The sequence below is a fragment of the Agarivorans sp. MS3-6 genome, assembly GCF_054112545.1.
On the sequence record NZ_CM134202.1, the window covers coordinates 183,119 to 201,247 of the forward strand.

Sequence of the window (18,129 nt, forward strand, 5' to 3'; positions counted from 1 at the left end):
AGTGAGCCACAAGTCCCCCTATCCCCCGTCTAATGATGCCCTGTTCGTCGCTACATCTATGGGGTCGCCCAGATCGAAATTTAGTCGACACGAACCCGTTGGCCTTAGTCTTACTAACAACCAAACACAAAAAAAGCGACGCTTGTTTTACCAAGGCGTCGCTTTGCTATTACCGTTTACTATTTGCTGTTATTGTTTATTACCTGCGAATACGACGACCACTTTATCGTCGCCTTTAACGCGGCTAAAGGCGTAAGGTTGGTCACTAATCTTATTATGCTCACCTGCGCCAATCGCTACGTGACGGTCGCGGAACTGACCTACTTTTTGCCAGTGTTTAACCAAGGCTTGGCGATCCGCTTCTTTTTCTATTTGCGCCCAGTTCATAAAAGAACGGGTCGGCGAATCGAAAGCGTCGGTTTGAGGGCCACGAGGCCTTGCGCTTTCATCGCCATAATACAACTGCACACCACCCGGCATCATCAACAAGGCGGTACCCGCACCCGCTTGTAGCGGAATATCTTCGTAGTTCGAGTAGAACAACTTAGTATCGTGTGAGCTAATGTAAGTTAACAAATTGAAAGTAGGGTCACTATTAATGTCTTTCGCATAAGTAGCGTACATATTTTCGTTTTGCGCTAAGCATTGTGAGCCTTTCAGTGCTGCACTGTCACCCGCGTACTCAAAGTTGATTAAGCTATCCATGCCATTGTCAAAGTAGAAGTCTCGATAAGCTCCGTGGTGCCATACTTCGCCTACCATCCAAAATGGCTTGTCATCTAAGGCTTTTTCAGGATTATTCTTCTTCCATTCTGCCAAGGCTTCAGTAGCAGTGTCTTTTAGCTGCGCCCACACTTCGGCTTCTACGTGTTTTACTGTGTCAGCCCTAAAGCCATCAATACCGTAATCTCGAACCCAGTTGGTATGCCACTCAACCAAATAATCTAAAACTGTATAACCTTCACGCTCTACCGCTTTAGTATCTTTCTTGTTTTTCAAGATTGGCGGCAAACCAACATGCTTAGTACTTTCTGTTAATAGGTCTGGTAAGCCCGCTAAATTCATGGTGATATCGTCGCCGCCAGGAGGAGTGTATCCAGCCATACCACTGCGCACCCAATCAGGGCCCCACCAATTTTCTACCCACTCGCTCGAGCTCCAGCGAATGAAGTTGTTATAACGATGCCAGTTATGGCCTTTATCAAAATCGGGTTGCCAATCAGTCCATTTTTTGGGCACTGGGGCACCAGGCGCCATAGCGTTAATACCAAACGTTTGCATGTCATCCATGGTTGGATAACCCACATGGTTTACCACTACATCGACCAATACGCGTATTCCACGCTTGTGCGCTTCATCTACAAATCGGCCAAAATCTTCTTCACTACCCAAATTAGGATCAATCTTAGTAAAGTCTAATGCCCAATACCCATGGTAGCCATAAAACGGAAAGCTGCCCTTTTCACCACCACCAATAAAGCCATGAATCTGCTCTACTATAGGGGTTACCCATATAGCGTTCATGCCAAGATCTTTAATGTAATCTAGCTTGGCTGTAATACCGCTAAAGTCTCCACCTTGGAAAGTTCCGGTTTCTTGCTTGCCATCTGCTTTACGGTTTAACGGAAAATCATTACTGGTATCGCCGTTATTAAAGCGATCAGTCATGATGAAATAAACGCTAGCGTTATCCCAAGAAAACTCACTGGCTTTAGCGTCGGCGGCTTCAAGCAACAACACGCCACCGCTGGCTGGGTCAGGTTGCATACTGACTTGGCCGTTAAGTACTTTTTGAGTTTGGCCTGAATAGAAGTCTTTAACGGTTTGGCCATCTTTAAAGGTAGAGCTCACATCAACAGTTACTGGCTTTCCATCCCAAGCGATACACTCAACCGCTGGTGGTTTACGTTTAAACGTCGAAGCTTGCGCCTTACGGGATACTTGTAACGTAGGTTTGTCGGCGTCAGAGTTATCCAAAATCAACTCATAATCACCCGCAAACCGAATATTCAACTCAAAAAACTTGTCTTTAGCACAATCATCAAGGCCTTGCGCTTTTGAGAAGCGAAGCTTGCTTTCGTCTACAGGGCCATAGCGTAAACCACATTGTTGCCCTTCATCTGAGATTTGGATGTTGTAGATACGTTTCTCTAAAGGAACCGTGATTTTATAGCGACTCTTACCTGCAAACTTTAAACGTTGTTCAACATTTACGCCGCTTTCAGCATAATTCATGTACAAAGGGGTTTTGATCATCGCTGCCGACACACCCGCCGAACCACCCGCCATAACTAGCGCCGCACTCAATAAACCTAGTTTAAAACCTTTCATTCAACCTCCATGGAATTTGTACATCGCAAACCGCGAGTAAACCCCTCGTTCAACTAATTGAATTGATGAAAACAAAAGCTACTGAAGTTTTCACTAACAAAGCATGATTATTTGTTAATTTTATGACTGACAGCGCTTTCATTTGGCAAAACAACAAGTTCGCCATCATATCGACACTGATTCCCTCGTGCCCCTTGCTGGACCTAAGATGTTGTTTTATGATGTTGGGTCTTAATTGTGGTTATTTGAGTGCTTAGTGTTGGTTCAGAAACCGTAATGTGCAAACAAATAAAAGAAACAGTTTACGATAGTAGTCGCTTAAATCTTGACAAAGAAATAGAAACAGCGCGAGTAGAAAGCAACAGACAGGGTGTAAAGGAAGCAATGAAAAAAACAATGTACGAAAAGATCTGGGACGCGCATGTAGTCCACGAACCAAAAGGTAGCGCATCTATCCTTTTTGTTGATCGTCACCTCATGCACGAAGTAACTAGCCCGCAAGCATTTGAAGGTTTGCGCATTGCTAATCGCCCGGTTCGCAACCCCCATAGCATTCTGGCAACAATGGACCACTGTGTGCCAACCAAAGCTGCCGACCGCATCAACTTGCCAGATCCAATCGGCAAGAAACAAATTGAAGTTATGGCGCAAAACTGTGCCGATAACAGTATTAACCTTTACGACATGAGCAGTGTCAACAACGGCGTTATTCACATCGTCGTACCAGAGCACGGCTTCGTTCACCCAGGTATGGTAGTGTGTTGTGGTGATAGCCATACAGCTACCCATGGTGCTTTTGGTGCCCTAGCCTTCGGTATCGGTACTTCTGAAGTAGAGCACATTATGGCTACTCAGACTATCCAGCAGCAAAAGTCAAAAACCATGTTAGTTAAAGTAGATGGCGAACTGTCGTCATTTGCTACCGCCAAAGACATTGTGTTAGCCATTATTGGTAAAATTGGTACTGCTGGTGGTACTGGATACGTTATTGAATTTGCCGGTAGCGCTATTGAAGCCCTTAGCATGGAAGGTCGTATGACCGTGTGTAACATGGCTATTGAAGGCGGCGCACGTGCTGGCCTTATCGCTCCAGATCAAAAAACCTATGATTTCTTAGCAGGTAAAGAATTTGCGCCAAAAGGCGAGCACTGGGAACAAGCAGTTGCTTACTGGGAATCACTAACCACCGATGAAGGCGCAGAGTACGACGCAGTAGTAGAATTAGCTGCCGCTGACATCGCTCCGCAAATCACTTGGGGCACTTCGCCTGAGCAAGTACTTCCAGTGGATCAAGCCATTCCAGATCCAGCTCAAATCGAAGACTCTATCAAGTCACTCGCCGCTAAAAGCGCCCTTAACTACATGGGCCTAGAAGCTGGCAAGAAAATGACAGATTTCTCAGTTGATGTGGTATTCGTAGGCTCTTGTACTAATGGTCGCATCGAAGACTTCCGTGCAGCCGCTGAAATGACCAAAGGCAAAAAGGTTGCCCAAGGCGTACAAGCTATTGCCGTACCAGGGTCTTACCCAGTAAAAGAACAAGCCGAAAAAGAAGGTTTAGATAAAATCTTCATTGATGCGGGTTGGGAATGGCGTGAGCCAGGTTGTTCAATGTGTTTAGCAATGAATGGTGATTACCTTCAGCCTGAGCAACGTTGTGCTTCTACTTCAAACCGAAACTTCGAAGGACGACAAGGCAAAGGGGGTCGTACCCACCTTGTTTCACCAGCCATGGCCGCAGCAGCTGCCGTAGAAGGTAAGTTCGTCGATTTACGTACTTGGAAATAATGTAAACACATTGAGTTAATCGATGTGAGTTAAATTTTTGGAGTTAGATATGCAACCATATGATAAACACGATTCTATTGCCGCGGTAATGAACCGCAGCAACGTTGATACCGACCAAATTATTGCAAAGCAATTCTTGAAAAAGGTTGAGCGCACCGGTTTTGGTATCCACTTATTCCACGATTGGCGTTACCTAGAAGACGGTTCTGACAATCCAGAATTTGAGTTAAACCGCCCTGAGTTTAAAGGCGCAAAAATCCTAATCGCTGGTGATAACTTTGGTTGTGGTAGCTCACGTGAGCACGCACCTTGGTCAATTGCCGACTATGGCTTTAATACCATTATTTCAACTAGTTACGCTGACATTTTCTTTAGCAACTGCTTTAAAAATGGCATATTGCCAATTAAAGTTGATGCCGAAACACTGCAAGCATTAATGGATGAAGTAGAAGCTGCACCGGGAATTTCAATTACTATCGATCTAGAGAATCAAGTGATTAAAACCCCTGCCGGTAAAGAGATTGCGTTTGATGTTGACCCCTTCCGTAAAGAGACCTTGTCAAAGGGTCTTGATGACATCGGTTGGACTTTAAAATTCGAAGATAAAATTACTGAATTTGAAGCAAAACACAAACAACAACTACCTTGGTTGTGGCCAAGCGCCTAGTTGTAATTTAGACGCAGCTTAGGCTGCGTCTATTTTTTAGCAATTTTCATTACTGCGAGACATGGTTTATGGAGCAGAACCGCTCAATACAACTCATGGACACTACCCTTCGCGACGGCGAGCAAACTCAAGGTGTGTCTTATTTCCCCCAAGAAAAAGTAGCCATCGGCAAAGCCCTTCTTCAGTTGTTAAAAGTCGATCGTATTGAAGTCGCTTCTGCACGTGTTTCCGACGGTGAAAAAGCCGCCGTGCAACAACTCACCGCTTGGGCTAAAGATGCGGGCCACTTAAATCAAATTGAAATTCTTGGTTTTGTTGATAACACTAAAAGTGTTGACTGGATCGTACAATCTGGCGCTAAAGTGATTAACTTACTCACTAAAGGCAGCTTAAACCATTGCACTAACCAGCTCAACAAAACCCTTGAGCAACACATTGTCGATATTAAACAAACGGTCACTTACGCGAAAAAACAAGGTTTAAACGTAAATGTCTACCTTGAAGATTGGTCAAACGGTTACGCCAATAGCCCCGATTATGTCTATCAGCTAGTAGCAGCGTTAAAAGACTTAGGCATACAGCACTTCATGCTACCCGATACCCTCGGTGTGATGGCACCAAAAGAAGTGTTCGATAGCTTAAGCGACATGATAGCTCGTTTTCCAGGTATTCAGTTTAACTTTCATCCACATAATGATTACGGCTTAGCGACAGCCAATAGTATGGCAGCCGCCCAAGCTGGCGTAGCCGCTTTGCACTGCACCATGAACTGTTTAGGCGAGCGTGCCGGTAACGCTTCCTTAGCCGAAGTCTCGGTAGTGCTAAAAGATAAACTTGGCTTTAAGTTAAATATTGATGAGAAAGAAATTCACAATATCGCCAAATTAGTAGAGAGCTTTTCTGGTAAACGCTTAGCGGCCAACACGCCGATTGTGGGCGCCGATGTATTTACCCAAACAGCGGGAATTCACGCCGACGGTGATCAAAAAGGTGGCCTATATATCACCGAGCTTAGCCCAGAACGCTTTGGCCGTGAGCGCAGTTATGCTTTAGGTAAATTGGCTGGTAAAGCGTCGGTATTAAAAAACCTTGAAGCCATGGAGATAGAGCTGTCTGCTGAAAATCAGCAAAAATTATTGAAAAAAATCGTTCAATTAGGCGACCAAAAGGCCACGATTACCCAAGAGGATCTCCCCTTTATTATTGCCGACATTATGGAAAGCAACGACTTTGCCCACATTGAAATGCTAAACTGTTCAATAACCAGTGGCTTAGATTTAGAATCTTCGGCTAACATTCGTCTGCGTATTGGTGATGAAGTTTACAAAAGCTCCGGTCATGGAAACGGGGGCTTCGATGCGTTTATGAAAGCCCTAGCTTATCCCTTATCAGACGCTGATCTCTCTTTGCCAGAATTGATTGACTACGAAGTGAGAATTCCACCCGGTGGGCAAGCCAATGCCTTAACCGAATGTGTCATTCAATGGCGTGATGAAGGCAAACAATTCCACACTCGCGGGATTAACTCCAACCAAGTATTTGCCGGCATTCAAGCTACCCTACGTATGCTTAATGTGCGCTTACATCAACGTCAGACAGTTTAGTCCCGTTAAAACGGCAAGCTAAGACTTGCCGTTTTTATAAAAACCTTAAGCTGATACTTCAGCATTAAAGGCTAAGAGTATTTGGGTAACTTCGCCGATGCGCCTTACAAAACTCTGTTTATTCGCTCGCTCATGTATCGTATGGTCACCGTCGCCAAAAGGACCAAAGCCATCTAAGGTTGCCACCCCCACCGAAGACACTATGTTGGCATCACTCACCCCTCCTCGTTTTTCAGTCTTTAGTGGATAATCCAAGATCTCAGCAATGCTTGACAGCAATGCAGCTTGTTTAGCGGATGCCTGCATAACGTCTCGTTGAATGCCTCCTTCAAGCTCAGCGCTCACCCCGCGCACTTTAGGTGTAGCTACAATCTCTTTGAGTGCGGTTAACAAGCGATCTCTTTCTTTTGTTTGGGTATAGCGAACTTCAACCACTATCGAGGCTTTAGGGGAAATCGTGTTGGCACCGATGCCACCTGAAAATTTTCCCGCATTTACGGTGCTGCCCTGCGTTAGATCAGTGAGCTCAGTCAACGCTATAATCATATGGGCAGCCGCTAAATTCGCGTTACACCCTTGGGCATAGTGATTACCGGCATGTGCGGCTTTACCTTCTAATGAAATGGTAAAAGTGCCCACGCCTTTGCGCTCTATCACGACTTCATGGTCTGGCCCAGCGGCTTCAAACACTAAACAGATATCATACTCTTTGGCTAATTCGGCACTTAAGTACTTGCTGTCATCACTGCCACTTTCTTCATCACTCACTAATAACATATCAATGTTTGCGATGGTCCCACGTGTTTGTTTCACCGCTTTTAAGGCTTCCAATGCGACAATATTGCCTCCTTTCATATCGCAAACACCAGGTCCATAAACCCACTCGGCATCTTCACGAAAGCCTTCAAAGGTCTTTGGTGGAAATACGGTGTCTAAATGACCAAGCAGCAATACCCTTGGTAATTTGGGATTATATGCACTACGAAAATGTAAGTGATTACCAATTTTTTCCCGGACAAATACTTCGGTGCAGTAGCCTAACTGCTCCATCCAAGAACGGAACATTGCACCATTTTGGTCCACACCCTGTTTATTTTTGGTATATGAGTTTAAATCAATGATGTTTTTTAGCTGGGTAAAGTTAACCATAGCGCAGTAACCCTTATCTCTATTCAATGCTTTCAAACTTAGCCAATACCCCTTATGAGGTAGCACAGCAGCGAGTTCCACTCCCTACAAACACATTATGCTGCAAGTGATTATTGCCACCGAACAACACAGTGGCGGTGCAAAAAGTGAACCAGTGAAATACTAACGACATCTGATGGCACTAATATTGCTGTTTTAGATACAAGGTTTAAAAGGGGTTAAGCCTTGTAACTACGAAATATTTTGGTCTTAAGGGGTGTGTATGAATAGAACGCTAATAGCTAATAGTGGCCCTACTATAGGGATGTGGATGTACCAAAATAGTGGCGGCGAAGATATTCAAAACCAAATAATTAGCAAGCTAGCCAAACGAGGCATTAGTGTCATTACCGGCTTAGATTTAGCCCACGCATCAGCAAAAAATGGAGAGATCATTTGTAACGGCATAGCCATGGAACAGCTCGATTTATTTTTTTCTTATAATGCTGGTGAACAAACACCTTATCAATTGTACTTATACCAAGCGATAAACAAGCTAGTGCCAACGATTAATAACTATGAAGCCTTCTCACTTTGTGAGGACAAGTTTCTAACCGCTTATGCACTTAACCAGGCGGGGATCCGCAGCCCCGATTATCGACTGTTTAACCGAGATGATATTTCAGGTTTACGTGAAACAGTAAGAGAATGGGACGGCCGAGTTGTCTACAAACCTACTGACGGTTGGGGTGGCACTGGCATTGTAAAAATAGAAGATGAGCGCTCTTTAGACGTATTAGTCCCCTTCTTAAATCGTTTAGATGTTCCGCATTTCTATCTAGAGAAGTACATTAATTATGATAAATCTGACTATCGAGTAGACATTGTCGATGGTCAGTATATCGGTTGCTATGGCAGAAAAGCCCCTACCGACAGCTGGAAAACAAACATCACCAGCGGCGGCAGTGTGATTACACGCCACCCATCAGATGATGTGATAGAACTGGCAATACAAGCGGCCAAAGTAACCGGCTTGGAAGTGGCCGGCGTAGATCTACTCTATGATCTTGATGCCGAAGAGTACGTGGTGCTAGAGGTTAACGGCATCCCCGCCTTCGCCACACCAGAACAAGAAAAGTTAGGTATTGATTTTAACCAGAAAAAAATCAACGCCATTGTTGAATTAATAGAGCGTACCGTGTTCACCAAAGCACAGCCTCTCCCCTTATTAGACCGAATAGAAGACAGCATATATGAGCAACAGCAAACTGCCTAAGTTAGGTTTACTTTACCTTGATCACGTCTTGCGATTTTTTGATAAGTCGAACTTCAAAGGATGGCCAAATAAAATTGAAACAGTGGTATATCACTGGGGCAATGACAAACAACGATTCATCGAAGAAGTAAAACAAAAGAATATTGAGGTATTAGTGGGTAATATCCCCGCTACAGCCTATGAAACCTTTCGAGAAATTGCTCGGGCTCTACCCGAGGTAAGATTTATCCCCTCTCTTGATACCCAATTTAGCAACAAGTCTAAAGAAAATGTGACTCACTTTTGCGAAAAGTACCAGATCCCAATCCCCCCTACTAACATTTATTATGAACCCAAAGACGCGGATGCTTTTTTACAAGCAACCACCTATCCAAAAATCATTAAAAAATCTTACGGACCGTCTAATTATGGCGGCTATTTTGTACATAAAGTTGATAGCTACCAACAAGCAACCCAGTTGTTAGAACAGAAAAAGTATTACCCAGTCTACTTGCAAGACTTTGTGCCAATGAGCGCAGATATTAGAGTGATGTTAATTGGCCATAAACCAGTTTGTGCCTTTTGGCGTAGACCACCGGAAGGCGATTGGTTAACCAATACTAGCCAAGGTGGCAGTATGGACTACCAAGATGTTCCCAAAGCGGTATTAGATTTAGCCGTTAAGGTATCAAAGGCGGCTAACGCTGAATATTGGGCTTGTGATGTGGCAGTGGGTATAGATGGAAAATTGCGTATACTCGAATGCGCCACGGCTTTCGCGGCCTTCCCTTATATTAGAGATTGGATAGGCCAATATCTGATGTGGCATTTATCTGAGGGACAATTCAAGCTACCGAACATCCCCTTATATAACTGGGAAGAACTGGGCAAAATGAGCTCATCTATTCTACGAACCATGCGATATATTACCTTTGGAAAAGAAGTATTTCCAAGCTGTGATAGCGGTGAAACCTTTAACCAGCTTAGCGAAGACAATTACCCAATCGTTTCATTAGATACCGCGCCTGTTGAGGAAGAATGGCCCAGTGAAACATGGAATAGGCAAGACAACTATCGGCTAATAAAGCCCCATGACCAGTCCACGGTAATGACCCAAATGGCTGAGAAACCAGACCAAGGAGACATACCCTCTCTAGAAGAAGCTGATGAATCAAGTCCTTTACATCCATCTAGCTAAAAAGTTAACTATCTGCTTCCCTTATTCTATAAAATAGGGGATGCAAAATAGTAAACCTAGCAACAGACAACTACGCTGCGCTAGGCCATGCGACATATTCAAGGAAAGAATACAGGCTTTGCGAAAATCCTGGCAATAGGCCAACTATGAAAAAACAATATACTTCTTACAAAGAAACCATGGCATTTCTCGATCAAGCTATGGCTGAATATCCCGACTTAATCCGGGTACAAAGTATCGGAGAAACCTGGGAAGGTAGACCAATATTACTTGCAACGATATCTTTAGGCTTAGCCAATGCGGACAGCAAACCCGCGCTTTTGTATACTGGTACTATTCATGCGCGCGAATGGATAGGTATTGAGCTGGCCAACAGCTTTATCAAATACATCCTTGATAATCATCAGTTTAACCCTAAGTTACAACAAGCCCTAAGTCGCAATACTTTATATATAGTGCCCTGTCTTAACCCCGACGGTTTTGAGTTTTCGCGTACTCACTTCTCTTTTTGGCGAAAAAACCGTCGGAATAATGGAGATGGTACCTTTGGCGTAGACCTGAACAGAAATTTTGGCACACGCTTTAAACGCCGTAACGATACCAACGCCACCACCTACGGTGGTCCAGAGGCTTTTTCTGAACCAGAAACACGGGCCATTAGAGACTTTGTCGATGCCCATAGCAATATTACAGTGGCCTTAGATTACCACTCTCAAGGTAACGTATTTTTCCCAGCGCATAAGTTTAATCATGAAGCTGAAGTTGACACCACTGATCTGAATACCCTTTGCGCCAACATGGCCCACGAAATTAACAAGGTCTCGGGCACTAAATACGGTATTCATCGAGGTAAACCCCCCACCAATTTAATCAACGGCAGTGGTCGCGAGTATTATTATGATAAAGGCATCATCGCCACTGTTGTAGAAGTGGGCACCCGTAACATCCCCGACTACATGGAAAACATGGCGCAAAGTGTTAACGAGAATATCCCTGCACTGGTGCATGCTCTCGATTGTGCGATTAGCTATTCACCGCTAGCACCCGCTCGCGTAACCAACTTTACCATTAAAGACATTGCAGACAACCAAGCCACGTTGGAGTGGGAATATCCAAACGATGAGGACGTTTTCTTTGAAGTTTATCGTAATCAACAACATAAAAGCCCTTGCACCGATGACAACTTGGTGGGCTTAACCAAGTCTACCAGCTTCACCGATGTACAATTACAAAGTGGCAGTTACTATTACTACAAAATAAGAGCCGTTGATGCCAAGCAAAAAATCAGCGGACCTTATGCACCAGAAGTCAAACTAAAAACCAATCTTGCTCATCACCAATTTAGTAGAACCTTATTTCCACTGCGTAGCGATGTTGGCTATGTAGGAGAATATACCCTCGACAAAAACCGCGATCACTTTGGTAATAACTCTTTATTCATTGGCGTGAATAAATCGCGAGGCATTTGCTATGGGGTTATCGAGTTTAAATTAGACCGGATACCCGACGACGCACAAATCGAAGCCGCATCATTTTCGCTCTACCCACTTAATCGAGTAGGCGCAAAAATTGAGAACTATGGAGAATGGGGGATATCCATACTTGACCCTACAAGTGTCTCTGACATTCGCGATTTCGATGCGATCCAAAATGCGAAGGTATTACATACAGGCCAAGCAATTGAATCAGATAAACTCACCCAAGGCGTTTGGAGTAATTGGTCGTTTAACGGCGCAGAGCGTAAACTGTTCGAGCAGCAGATAGAGCAAGGCAGTGTGCTTATCCGTATTGATGGCCCCAACACCCTTCCGCGGGGTCATGAGTCGCAAATGATGCAATTTGACATCGGTTTTGGCCGCTTCGGATCTGGAATCCATTACCGGCCAAGCATAGAATTGACCTATACACGACGCCCCCAAGTGGCTGAACTTTACCCCACAATGGTCAACAGTATTTACCAAGCTGGCACCGAAAGCGGAAAGTTGTCTGCGGGTTACGATCCGCAAGGTGAAAAAGTATATGGGCAATTGGCCTTTGCGATGCAAGCAATGCCAGATCCACAGCGCACCATAATTACTGATGCCTATTTACTGCTACAAAATACCAACTCTTTGGCGGCCAAAAAGGATATTCGCTTCACCGTAGAACTGGCTGAGTTCGATAACTTGAGTTATGAAGCGGTGAAACAACGCCAACGCATCCAGTACATTGGTTATGAAGTCAGCAATTCAGAGCTACGGGATAAAAAGCCGCAAGTGTTTAACTTCGACAGCTTTAGCCGAAGTGAACTAGAACGACTGTACAGTGAACATAGCCCTATTTGTTTTTTGATCCGCTCAACATCAGCGAGCAAAAAAGGCCAAGATGACTTAATTCACTGGTTAAATAAGCCCAGTAAACAACAGCAACCCAAGCTGGTCATTGAATATATAGAAAGACCTAAAACACCCTTAGACGCGCCCACTAGCTTCACTGTTAGCCTAGAGAAAAACTTGGCAAAACTGACCTGGAAGAACCCAGATGACGCGGATTTTGTCGGTGCTTTTGTTGTTCGAAATCGATTTCATCCCCCTAGATCGCCTCAAGATGGCGTTAAAATTTACGGTGGTAAAGACGAATATACCTTTGATGATTTTGGTAACCCGAATATTCCTAAGTACTATTCAGTATTCTCTTATGATGGCGTGCCATTATATTCAGCCCCAGCTTGCATTTTCTTTAGTGCCAACCAAGCAGTGCCAGTAGTGGAACTGGATCCCGAAGATTGGGAACCACAACAAGATGAGTATTTTCAAAGCTTAGATAATCCATAACTCAATCCCCCTTTAAGCCAAGATCCTTAAAGGGGGATTGAGTTCGCGTTATCTAGCAGTCAATCGACTGAAACCTTTATCAAAAATTAAGCCAGAGGGCAAAGCTTAGAGGCGTTTAGCTGCTTAGCCCGTTTATCCAATGCCCCGCTGACCAGAGTCAATAACAAAGCCACTAACACTATTAGTGAACCCGCCCATGGCGTGTGCATGACGCCAGCGTTGGCAACAATCATCCCTCCCCCCCAAGCACCTAAAGCAATCCCTACATTAAAGGCCGCGATATTCAATCCCGAAGCTACATCAACGGCGTTCGGTGTATATTGCTCTGCCAGTTTTACCACATAGACTTGTAGGCCAGGAACATTGCCAAAAGCAAAGGCACCCCATATTAAAATAGTAGCGACTGCGGCTACTGGGTTATAAGCAGTAAAATTAAACACCATCAACACCATAGCCAAACCCAAGAAAATCCAACTAAGCGCTTTAACCGGGCCAAGTTTATCAGCCATTTTGCCCCCCCAAATATTGCCCACCGCAACCGATACACCGTAAACCAACATAATTAAGCTAATCGCGCTGGCATCAAACCCGCTGACATCCTGCAAAATTGACGCTAAAAAGGTAAACGCCGTAAACGACCCGCCATAACCTATGGCTGTAATTGCATATACCAATAACAATCGCGGTTGCGTTATTACACTGAGCAGATCCTTGAGTTTGGTTTGAGGCGCTTGCTTTAGGTTATTGGGTACCAAAAAAGCACTGCCTATCAAAGCAATAAGGCCGAGTATAGCCACCACCAAAAACGTAGTTTCCCAGCCAAAATTTTGACCGATATAAGTACCTAGTGGTACCCCAGTGACTAAGGCAACCGTTAATCCGGTAAACATAATTGCGATCGCACTCGCCGCCTTTTCTTTCGCTACTAATCCCGTTGCTATCGTTGAACCAATTGAGAAAAACACACCATGAGCTAAACCGGTAAGAATTCGCGCCCCCACCAAGGTTTCATAACTTGGCGCCTGCCATGCTAACAGGTTACCGGCGACAAACAGGCCCATCACCGCCAGTAGTACATGTTTTCGATTCCACTGACCTGTCAGTGCAGTTAACACCGGCGCACCAATCGCCACGCCCAAGGCGTATAAACTCACCAATAATCCGGCGGAAGGTACCGATACGCCAAGGTCTTGAGCCATGGTCGGTATAAGCCCCACAATAACAAACTCAGTGGTCCCTATGGCGAAAGCACTTAAGGTCAGTGCAAATAAAGCTAATGGCATAATAGTAATCTCTACTCATCTCTAGGTTAATGTTGCTATCAGCAACCATTGAAGGTAAACATTATTTGCCAAAAAACCATTGTAAAAAATAGCGGTTAATACAAAATACTTTTGTATAATTTATAGGTAATCGTAAAAGCTTGGCCAAAAAAGGTCACAGGTCCCCCTTAAAATTGACCATACATATAAATAGGAAGTGAGATGTTCTCTCTCAAGAACCGTTCAGATGAATTGGAAATATTACTCGCAGTGGTAGACCACGGTGGGTTTTCTGCTGCTGCTGAAGCGTTGGACATTCAAGTCGCTAAAGTTTCACGGGCAGTGAAAAGAGTAGAGGTAAAGTTAGGCACCAGCATTTTAAATCGAACCACCCGCCGGATTGAGCAAACCGACGAAGGTCGTCACTTTATAGCAGCGGTTCGCCAAGGACTCGCGCACATACAGCAAGCGGAAGAAGACATCATTGCGCGCGGAGAATTACCCAAAGGTAGCTTACGAGTCGATGCCGCCAGCCCCTTTATACTGCACCAACTAATACCGCTAATCAGCGAATTTAAACAAACCTTTCCAAACATCGACCTCGTGCTAAGCTCGAATGAAGGTTATGTAGATTTATTAGAAAAGAAAACTGACCTTGCTATTCGTATCGGTAAATTAAGCGATTCGACCTTACATGCCCGCCCATTAGGTACTAGCCCCTTATACATAGTGGCGTCAGCAGACTACTTAAGCAAACGAGGCCTTCCTCTTCGCGTTGAGCAGCTTAGTCAGCATGACTTAATTGGTTTTAGCGGTGCTAAGGTACTTAATCAATGGCCGCTAAAAGGCTTTAGTGCGTTTACGCCTAGCATCAGTGCCAGTAACGGTGAAGCGGTTCGCCAGCTAGCCCTAAGCAATAATGGCGTTGCTTGTTTATCTGGCTTTATGGTGAAGCAAGATATTGCTCAAGGTCGACTCATTTCATTATTAGAAAACCAACAACTCACCCATACCAACCGCGAACAAATAAATGCGGTTTATTACAAGTCTTCTGCTGTAGCCCGTAGAATCAGCGCCTTTATAGAATTTATCCAACCAAGGTTAAGCCTATAATTTGTAAGCAAAGCAAGCCGACCAAAATCTGGCTTGACTGGGAGTAAGCTCCAAGGTTTACACTATTTATTTAGTCAATAAATAGTAGGACGTTATTATGCAACAAACTAGATACCAACAAGGCCTAGATAAACTCAGTGAAATTGACGGAGATGCAGGCCATAAGGTGATAGAAAGCCTCGCTAAAATATCTCCAGACTTGGCCAAATATACCATCGAATTTCCGTTTGGCGATATCTATAGCCGCCCAGAGCTTGACTTAAGATCCCGAGAAATAGCAACGGTAGCGGCCCTTACAGCGATGGCCAATAGCGCCCCGCAACTAGCAGTACACATACATGGCGCGCTTAATGTAGGCTGTAAGCCTACAGAAATAACCGAAGTGATAATTCAAATGGCGGTATACGCAGGTTTTCCTGCTGCGATTAACGGCATGTTAGTCGCCAAACACGTTTTTGAAGAAAGAAACATCGACCTAACTGACAACCGCTAACAGCGTCAGCCAGGATAGGAAGTGATCTAACTATTGTTTTTCAAGCACTATCGGCTTAACAATGGCTTTACCCGATGCTTGATAAAATGGGCTTGGTTTACCTTGCCCTGTTAGTTTCCACAAAAATAACTTGGTAAGCACTTGAGCTTTTAGCATGAACGTTGAGGTGGTCACTTGTTGCTCGCTCGGGATCGGGGTGAGAGCTTGTTCAGGGTACAACATACCAATTACCGGTCCCAAAACCTCCTCTGCATTCGGCTCAGAAACAATAAAGTTATGATAAATGGCTACAAAAGGCACCTTTAAGCCAACCGTATTGGCAATAGGAGTATTACAACAAGCACTATACCAACGATAAATGCCCTTACTGGTTAACCTTGCGCACCTCAGTTGTTCAATACCGTGCTCGATGTGTATAGAGCTCGGAGCGAGTTGATAAACCTCTGTACCGCCATAAGCATCTAAAGTCGTTGTTTCACTGGATAGGTAGTGAGCAAACTTTTGACAATCTTTGCAATAACATACTATTCGGTTGCAACAGCTACGTTTAACCTTGCTCACCGAACCGGCCACTTTTCCACATTGACACTGTAAAGATAAATCCGTCATTAGTACCCCATTTTTATGAATGTTAGTTAACTGCTCACAGACTTGAATGGCAGTAGCTGTAAACATTGCTGTTTATATTGGAAAATTTGTTGCTTTTCTTGCTGACAAAAGTTGTTAATAGCTGCAGCAAAATCAGGCTGCTTAATATAGTGAGCTGAATAAGTGGTGGTCGGCTCAAACCCCCTATACAACTTATGCTCCCCTTGCGTACCAGGATTAAAGCGTTTAATTTGGCGTGATATGGCAAACTCTATCCCTTGGTAAAAACACAATTCAAAATGCAACATATCGATGTCTTGTATACAGCCCCAATAGCGCCCATATAGGTTGTCTTTGTCAAAGAAAAACAACGCTGACGCAATGGTTTTTTGGTTTTTCTCAGCGGTGACTAACAACATGGAGTCGCCCATCCGTTTACTTAACTGATCAAAAAACTCAAAACTTAGATAGCCTTGCTGCCCGCGCTTCAAATAGGTTGATTGGTAACACAGATAAAAGGCCTCTAAAGAGGTCTGGCATATATCCGCACCTATTTTCCAGTGTATTTGGTCAACACTAGCCTGAGCTATACGTCGCTCTTTATTGGTGTTTTTTCGTTTGCGAGAGGTAAAGGTTGCAACAAACTGGTCAAAATGTTGATACCCCTTGTTGTACCATTCAAACTGCACACCATGGCGAATCATACAACCTGACTCTGCCAACTCATTCGCCAGTTGTTGGTGAATGAAATTACAATGCCAAGAGCTGAGTTGCTGTTGCTCACAGATAGCAAACACACTGTCAGCCCAAGCTTTTATGGCTTTACTGTTTAAAGTTGGACCAAAGTGCTTAGCATTGGTGATAGGGGTGAACGGCTGCATCGTCACCAACTTGGGATAATACTCTAGTCCATGCCGCTGATAGGCATCTGCCCAGGCCCAATCAAACACATACTCTCCATAACTGTGGTGCTTCAAATAGCTGGGAATAACAATCTGATGATCGGGTAACTCAATATGATTGGCAACCCATCCGCTATTTTCACCTACGCACCTCTGCTCTTCTAAAGCGATAAGAAAAATAGGGTTACTAAACGGAGAGCTAGGCTCAACTGACTGAAGCGCGACGCCACTTAGATTAGCGTGCACCTTAAAATCACTTGCTTGGGCGGTGTCGTTAGGTTGTTTAAGCATCAAAGTCGTTTTCTAATCAGCAGCAATACAACTAAATTACAACATCTGTAACATTAAAGCTAAATGTCTGTATCGCTGCTTTGTAAAACGACATGAATGTCGCTTATGTCCCGAAGCTTACGGCTTATAGTTCAAGCCAAGTTATTTTCTCATTGGCAGAGGGTTTTTCAAATTTGTCCCAAAACATGGCCATCATTTCAGGTGTCATTTCGTAGGCTTGGTCGCCCCTTTTTGAGTTGCGGGAGTAGGCTCTTTCACAACACGCCTGATAACTTACATCAAGATAAATCATCTCATACTCCACATTCATTGACTTAGCCCAGCAAGACATCGCCCGCCTTTCAGCCTCGCCCCACAACCCAAAGTCAAAAATTACCGAGGTCCCTAAACCGAGTAGTTCTTCGGCCGACGCTTTGAACAACGCAGTGAGAGTGTCAAAACGCGCGTCAAACACTTCGCGTTCCATATGTTCACCATAAAGGGGGATCATCCACTCATCGATGGTAAAGCGAAAAGCCGGTTGTTGTTTCGCTAGTTTTTTAGCGTAAGTGGTTTTGCCTGATCCAATAAATCCACAGATAAAATAGATTTTTGCCATTATGTCCTTAAAACGTGAGTTGTTTGATAAGCGCTAAATATAAGGGTTAGTCAACGCTAAGAATTAACCCTCCTTCATGATACGCTCTTTTTACTCTC

14 protein-coding genes are annotated in these 18,129 nt (G+C 44.2%); 8 read left to right on the plus strand and 6 right to left on the minus strand.

The genetic code is table 11. The annotated features are described in order from the left end of the window. Positions 1–189 precede the first annotated feature (189 nt). Positions 190–2,331, minus strand: coding sequence for an alpha-amylase (locus ACVFI8_RS00925; RefSeq protein ID WP_248715314.1), 2,142 nt, complete (start codon positions 2,329–2,331; stop codon positions 190–192). A 384-nt stretch (positions 2,332–2,715) separates the two neighbouring features. On the opposite strand from ACVFI8_RS00925, the gene leuC reads away from it, so the two are divergent. The 3 genes from leuC (at position 2,716) to ACVFI8_RS00940 (ending at position 6,390) form a co-directional block, all read left to right on the plus strand. Continuing rightward, positions 2,716–4,119, plus strand: coding sequence for a 3-isopropylmalate dehydratase large subunit (gene leuC, locus ACVFI8_RS00930; protein WP_248715313.1), 1,404 nt, complete (start codon positions 2,716–2,718; stop codon positions 4,117–4,119). Between the two features lie 49 nt (positions 4,120–4,168). Then, positions 4,169–4,786, plus strand: coding sequence for a 3-isopropylmalate dehydratase small subunit (gene leuD / locus ACVFI8_RS00935; protein WP_248715312.1), 618 nt, complete (start codon positions 4,169–4,171; stop codon positions 4,784–4,786). Positions 4,787–4,854: 68 nt separating this feature from the next. Then, positions 4,855–6,390, plus strand: a complete 1,536-nt coding sequence (locus ACVFI8_RS00940; RefSeq protein ID WP_457872762.1) for an alpha-isopropylmalate synthase regulatory domain-containing protein — start codon at positions 4,855–4,857, stop codon at positions 6,388–6,390. 45 nt (positions 6,391–6,435) lie between these two features. Here ACVFI8_RS00940 and ACVFI8_RS00945 read toward each other — a convergent pair whose 3' ends face one another. Next, positions 6,436–7,539 (minus strand): M20 family metallopeptidase, encoded by a 1,104-nt coding sequence (locus ACVFI8_RS00945; protein WP_457872763.1) that lies wholly within the window; start codon positions 7,537–7,539, stop codon positions 6,436–6,438. 262 nt (positions 7,540–7,801) lie between these two features. Here ACVFI8_RS00945 and ACVFI8_RS00950 point away from each other — a divergent pair, with 262 nt between their 5' ends. The 3 genes from ACVFI8_RS00950 (at position 7,802) to ACVFI8_RS00960 (ending at position 12,784) form a co-directional block, all read left to right on the plus strand. Next, on the plus strand, positions 7,802–8,794 hold the full coding sequence (locus ACVFI8_RS00950) for an ATP-grasp domain-containing protein (RefSeq protein ID WP_457872764.1): 993 nt from the start codon (positions 7,802–7,804) through the stop codon (positions 8,792–8,794). Continuing rightward, on the plus strand, positions 8,772–9,971 hold the full coding sequence (locus tag ACVFI8_RS00955; RefSeq protein WP_457872765.1) for an ATP-grasp domain-containing protein: 1,200 nt from the start codon (positions 8,772–8,774) through the stop codon (positions 9,969–9,971). The genes ACVFI8_RS00950 and ACVFI8_RS00955 overlap by 23 nt, the downstream gene beginning before the upstream one ends. Before the next feature lie 146 nt (positions 9,972–10,117). Further along, positions 10,118–12,784, plus strand: a complete 2,667-nt coding sequence (locus tag ACVFI8_RS00960; protein WP_457872766.1) for a M14 family zinc carboxypeptidase — start codon at positions 10,118–10,120, stop codon at positions 12,782–12,784. An 86-nt stretch (positions 12,785–12,870) separates the two neighbouring features. Here the strand turns inward: ACVFI8_RS00960 and ACVFI8_RS00965 are convergent, their stop codons facing one another. Continuing rightward, the gene (locus ACVFI8_RS00965; RefSeq protein WP_457872767.1) at positions 12,871–14,067 is read right to left on the minus strand and encodes an MFS transporter; all 1,197 of its coding nucleotides are present in this window, start codon (positions 14,065–14,067) and stop codon (positions 12,871–12,873) included. A 201-nt stretch (positions 14,068–14,268) separates the two neighbouring features. Between ACVFI8_RS00965 and ACVFI8_RS00970 the strand changes: the two genes are divergently transcribed. Further along, a complete protein-coding gene (locus ACVFI8_RS00970; RefSeq protein WP_457872768.1) occupies positions 14,269–15,159 on the plus strand; it encodes a LysR family transcriptional regulator in 891 nt (296 codons plus the stop codon). A 97-nt stretch (positions 15,160–15,256) separates the two neighbouring features. Beyond that, positions 15,257–15,652 (plus strand): carboxymuconolactone decarboxylase family protein, encoded by a 396-nt coding sequence (locus tag ACVFI8_RS00975; RefSeq protein WP_457872769.1) that lies wholly within the window; start codon positions 15,257–15,259, stop codon positions 15,650–15,652. A gap of 30 nt (positions 15,653–15,682) precedes the next feature. Here ACVFI8_RS00975 and ACVFI8_RS00980 read toward each other — a convergent pair whose 3' ends face one another. The 3 genes from ACVFI8_RS00980 to ACVFI8_RS00990 all read right to left on the minus strand — a co-directional run bounded on the left by ACVFI8_RS00980 (position 15,683) and on the right by ACVFI8_RS00990 (position 18,031). Next, entirely contained in the window at positions 15,683–16,261 is a 579-nt protein-coding gene (locus ACVFI8_RS00980; RefSeq protein ID WP_457872770.1) for a DUF6151 family protein, read from the minus strand. A 26-nt stretch (positions 16,262–16,287) separates the two neighbouring features. Next, complete coding sequence (locus ACVFI8_RS00985) at positions 16,288–17,433, minus strand: GNAT family N-acetyltransferase (RefSeq protein ID WP_248715302.1); 1,146 nt, start codon at positions 17,431–17,433, stop codon at positions 16,288–16,290. 124 nt (positions 17,434–17,557) lie between these two features. Next, positions 17,558–18,031 carry an AAA family ATPase gene (locus tag ACVFI8_RS00990; protein WP_457872771.1) on the minus strand — a complete coding sequence of 158 codons (474 nt, stop codon included), beginning with the start codon at positions 18,029–18,031 and terminating at the stop codon, positions 17,558–17,560. Positions 18,032–18,129 lie beyond the last annotated feature (98 nt).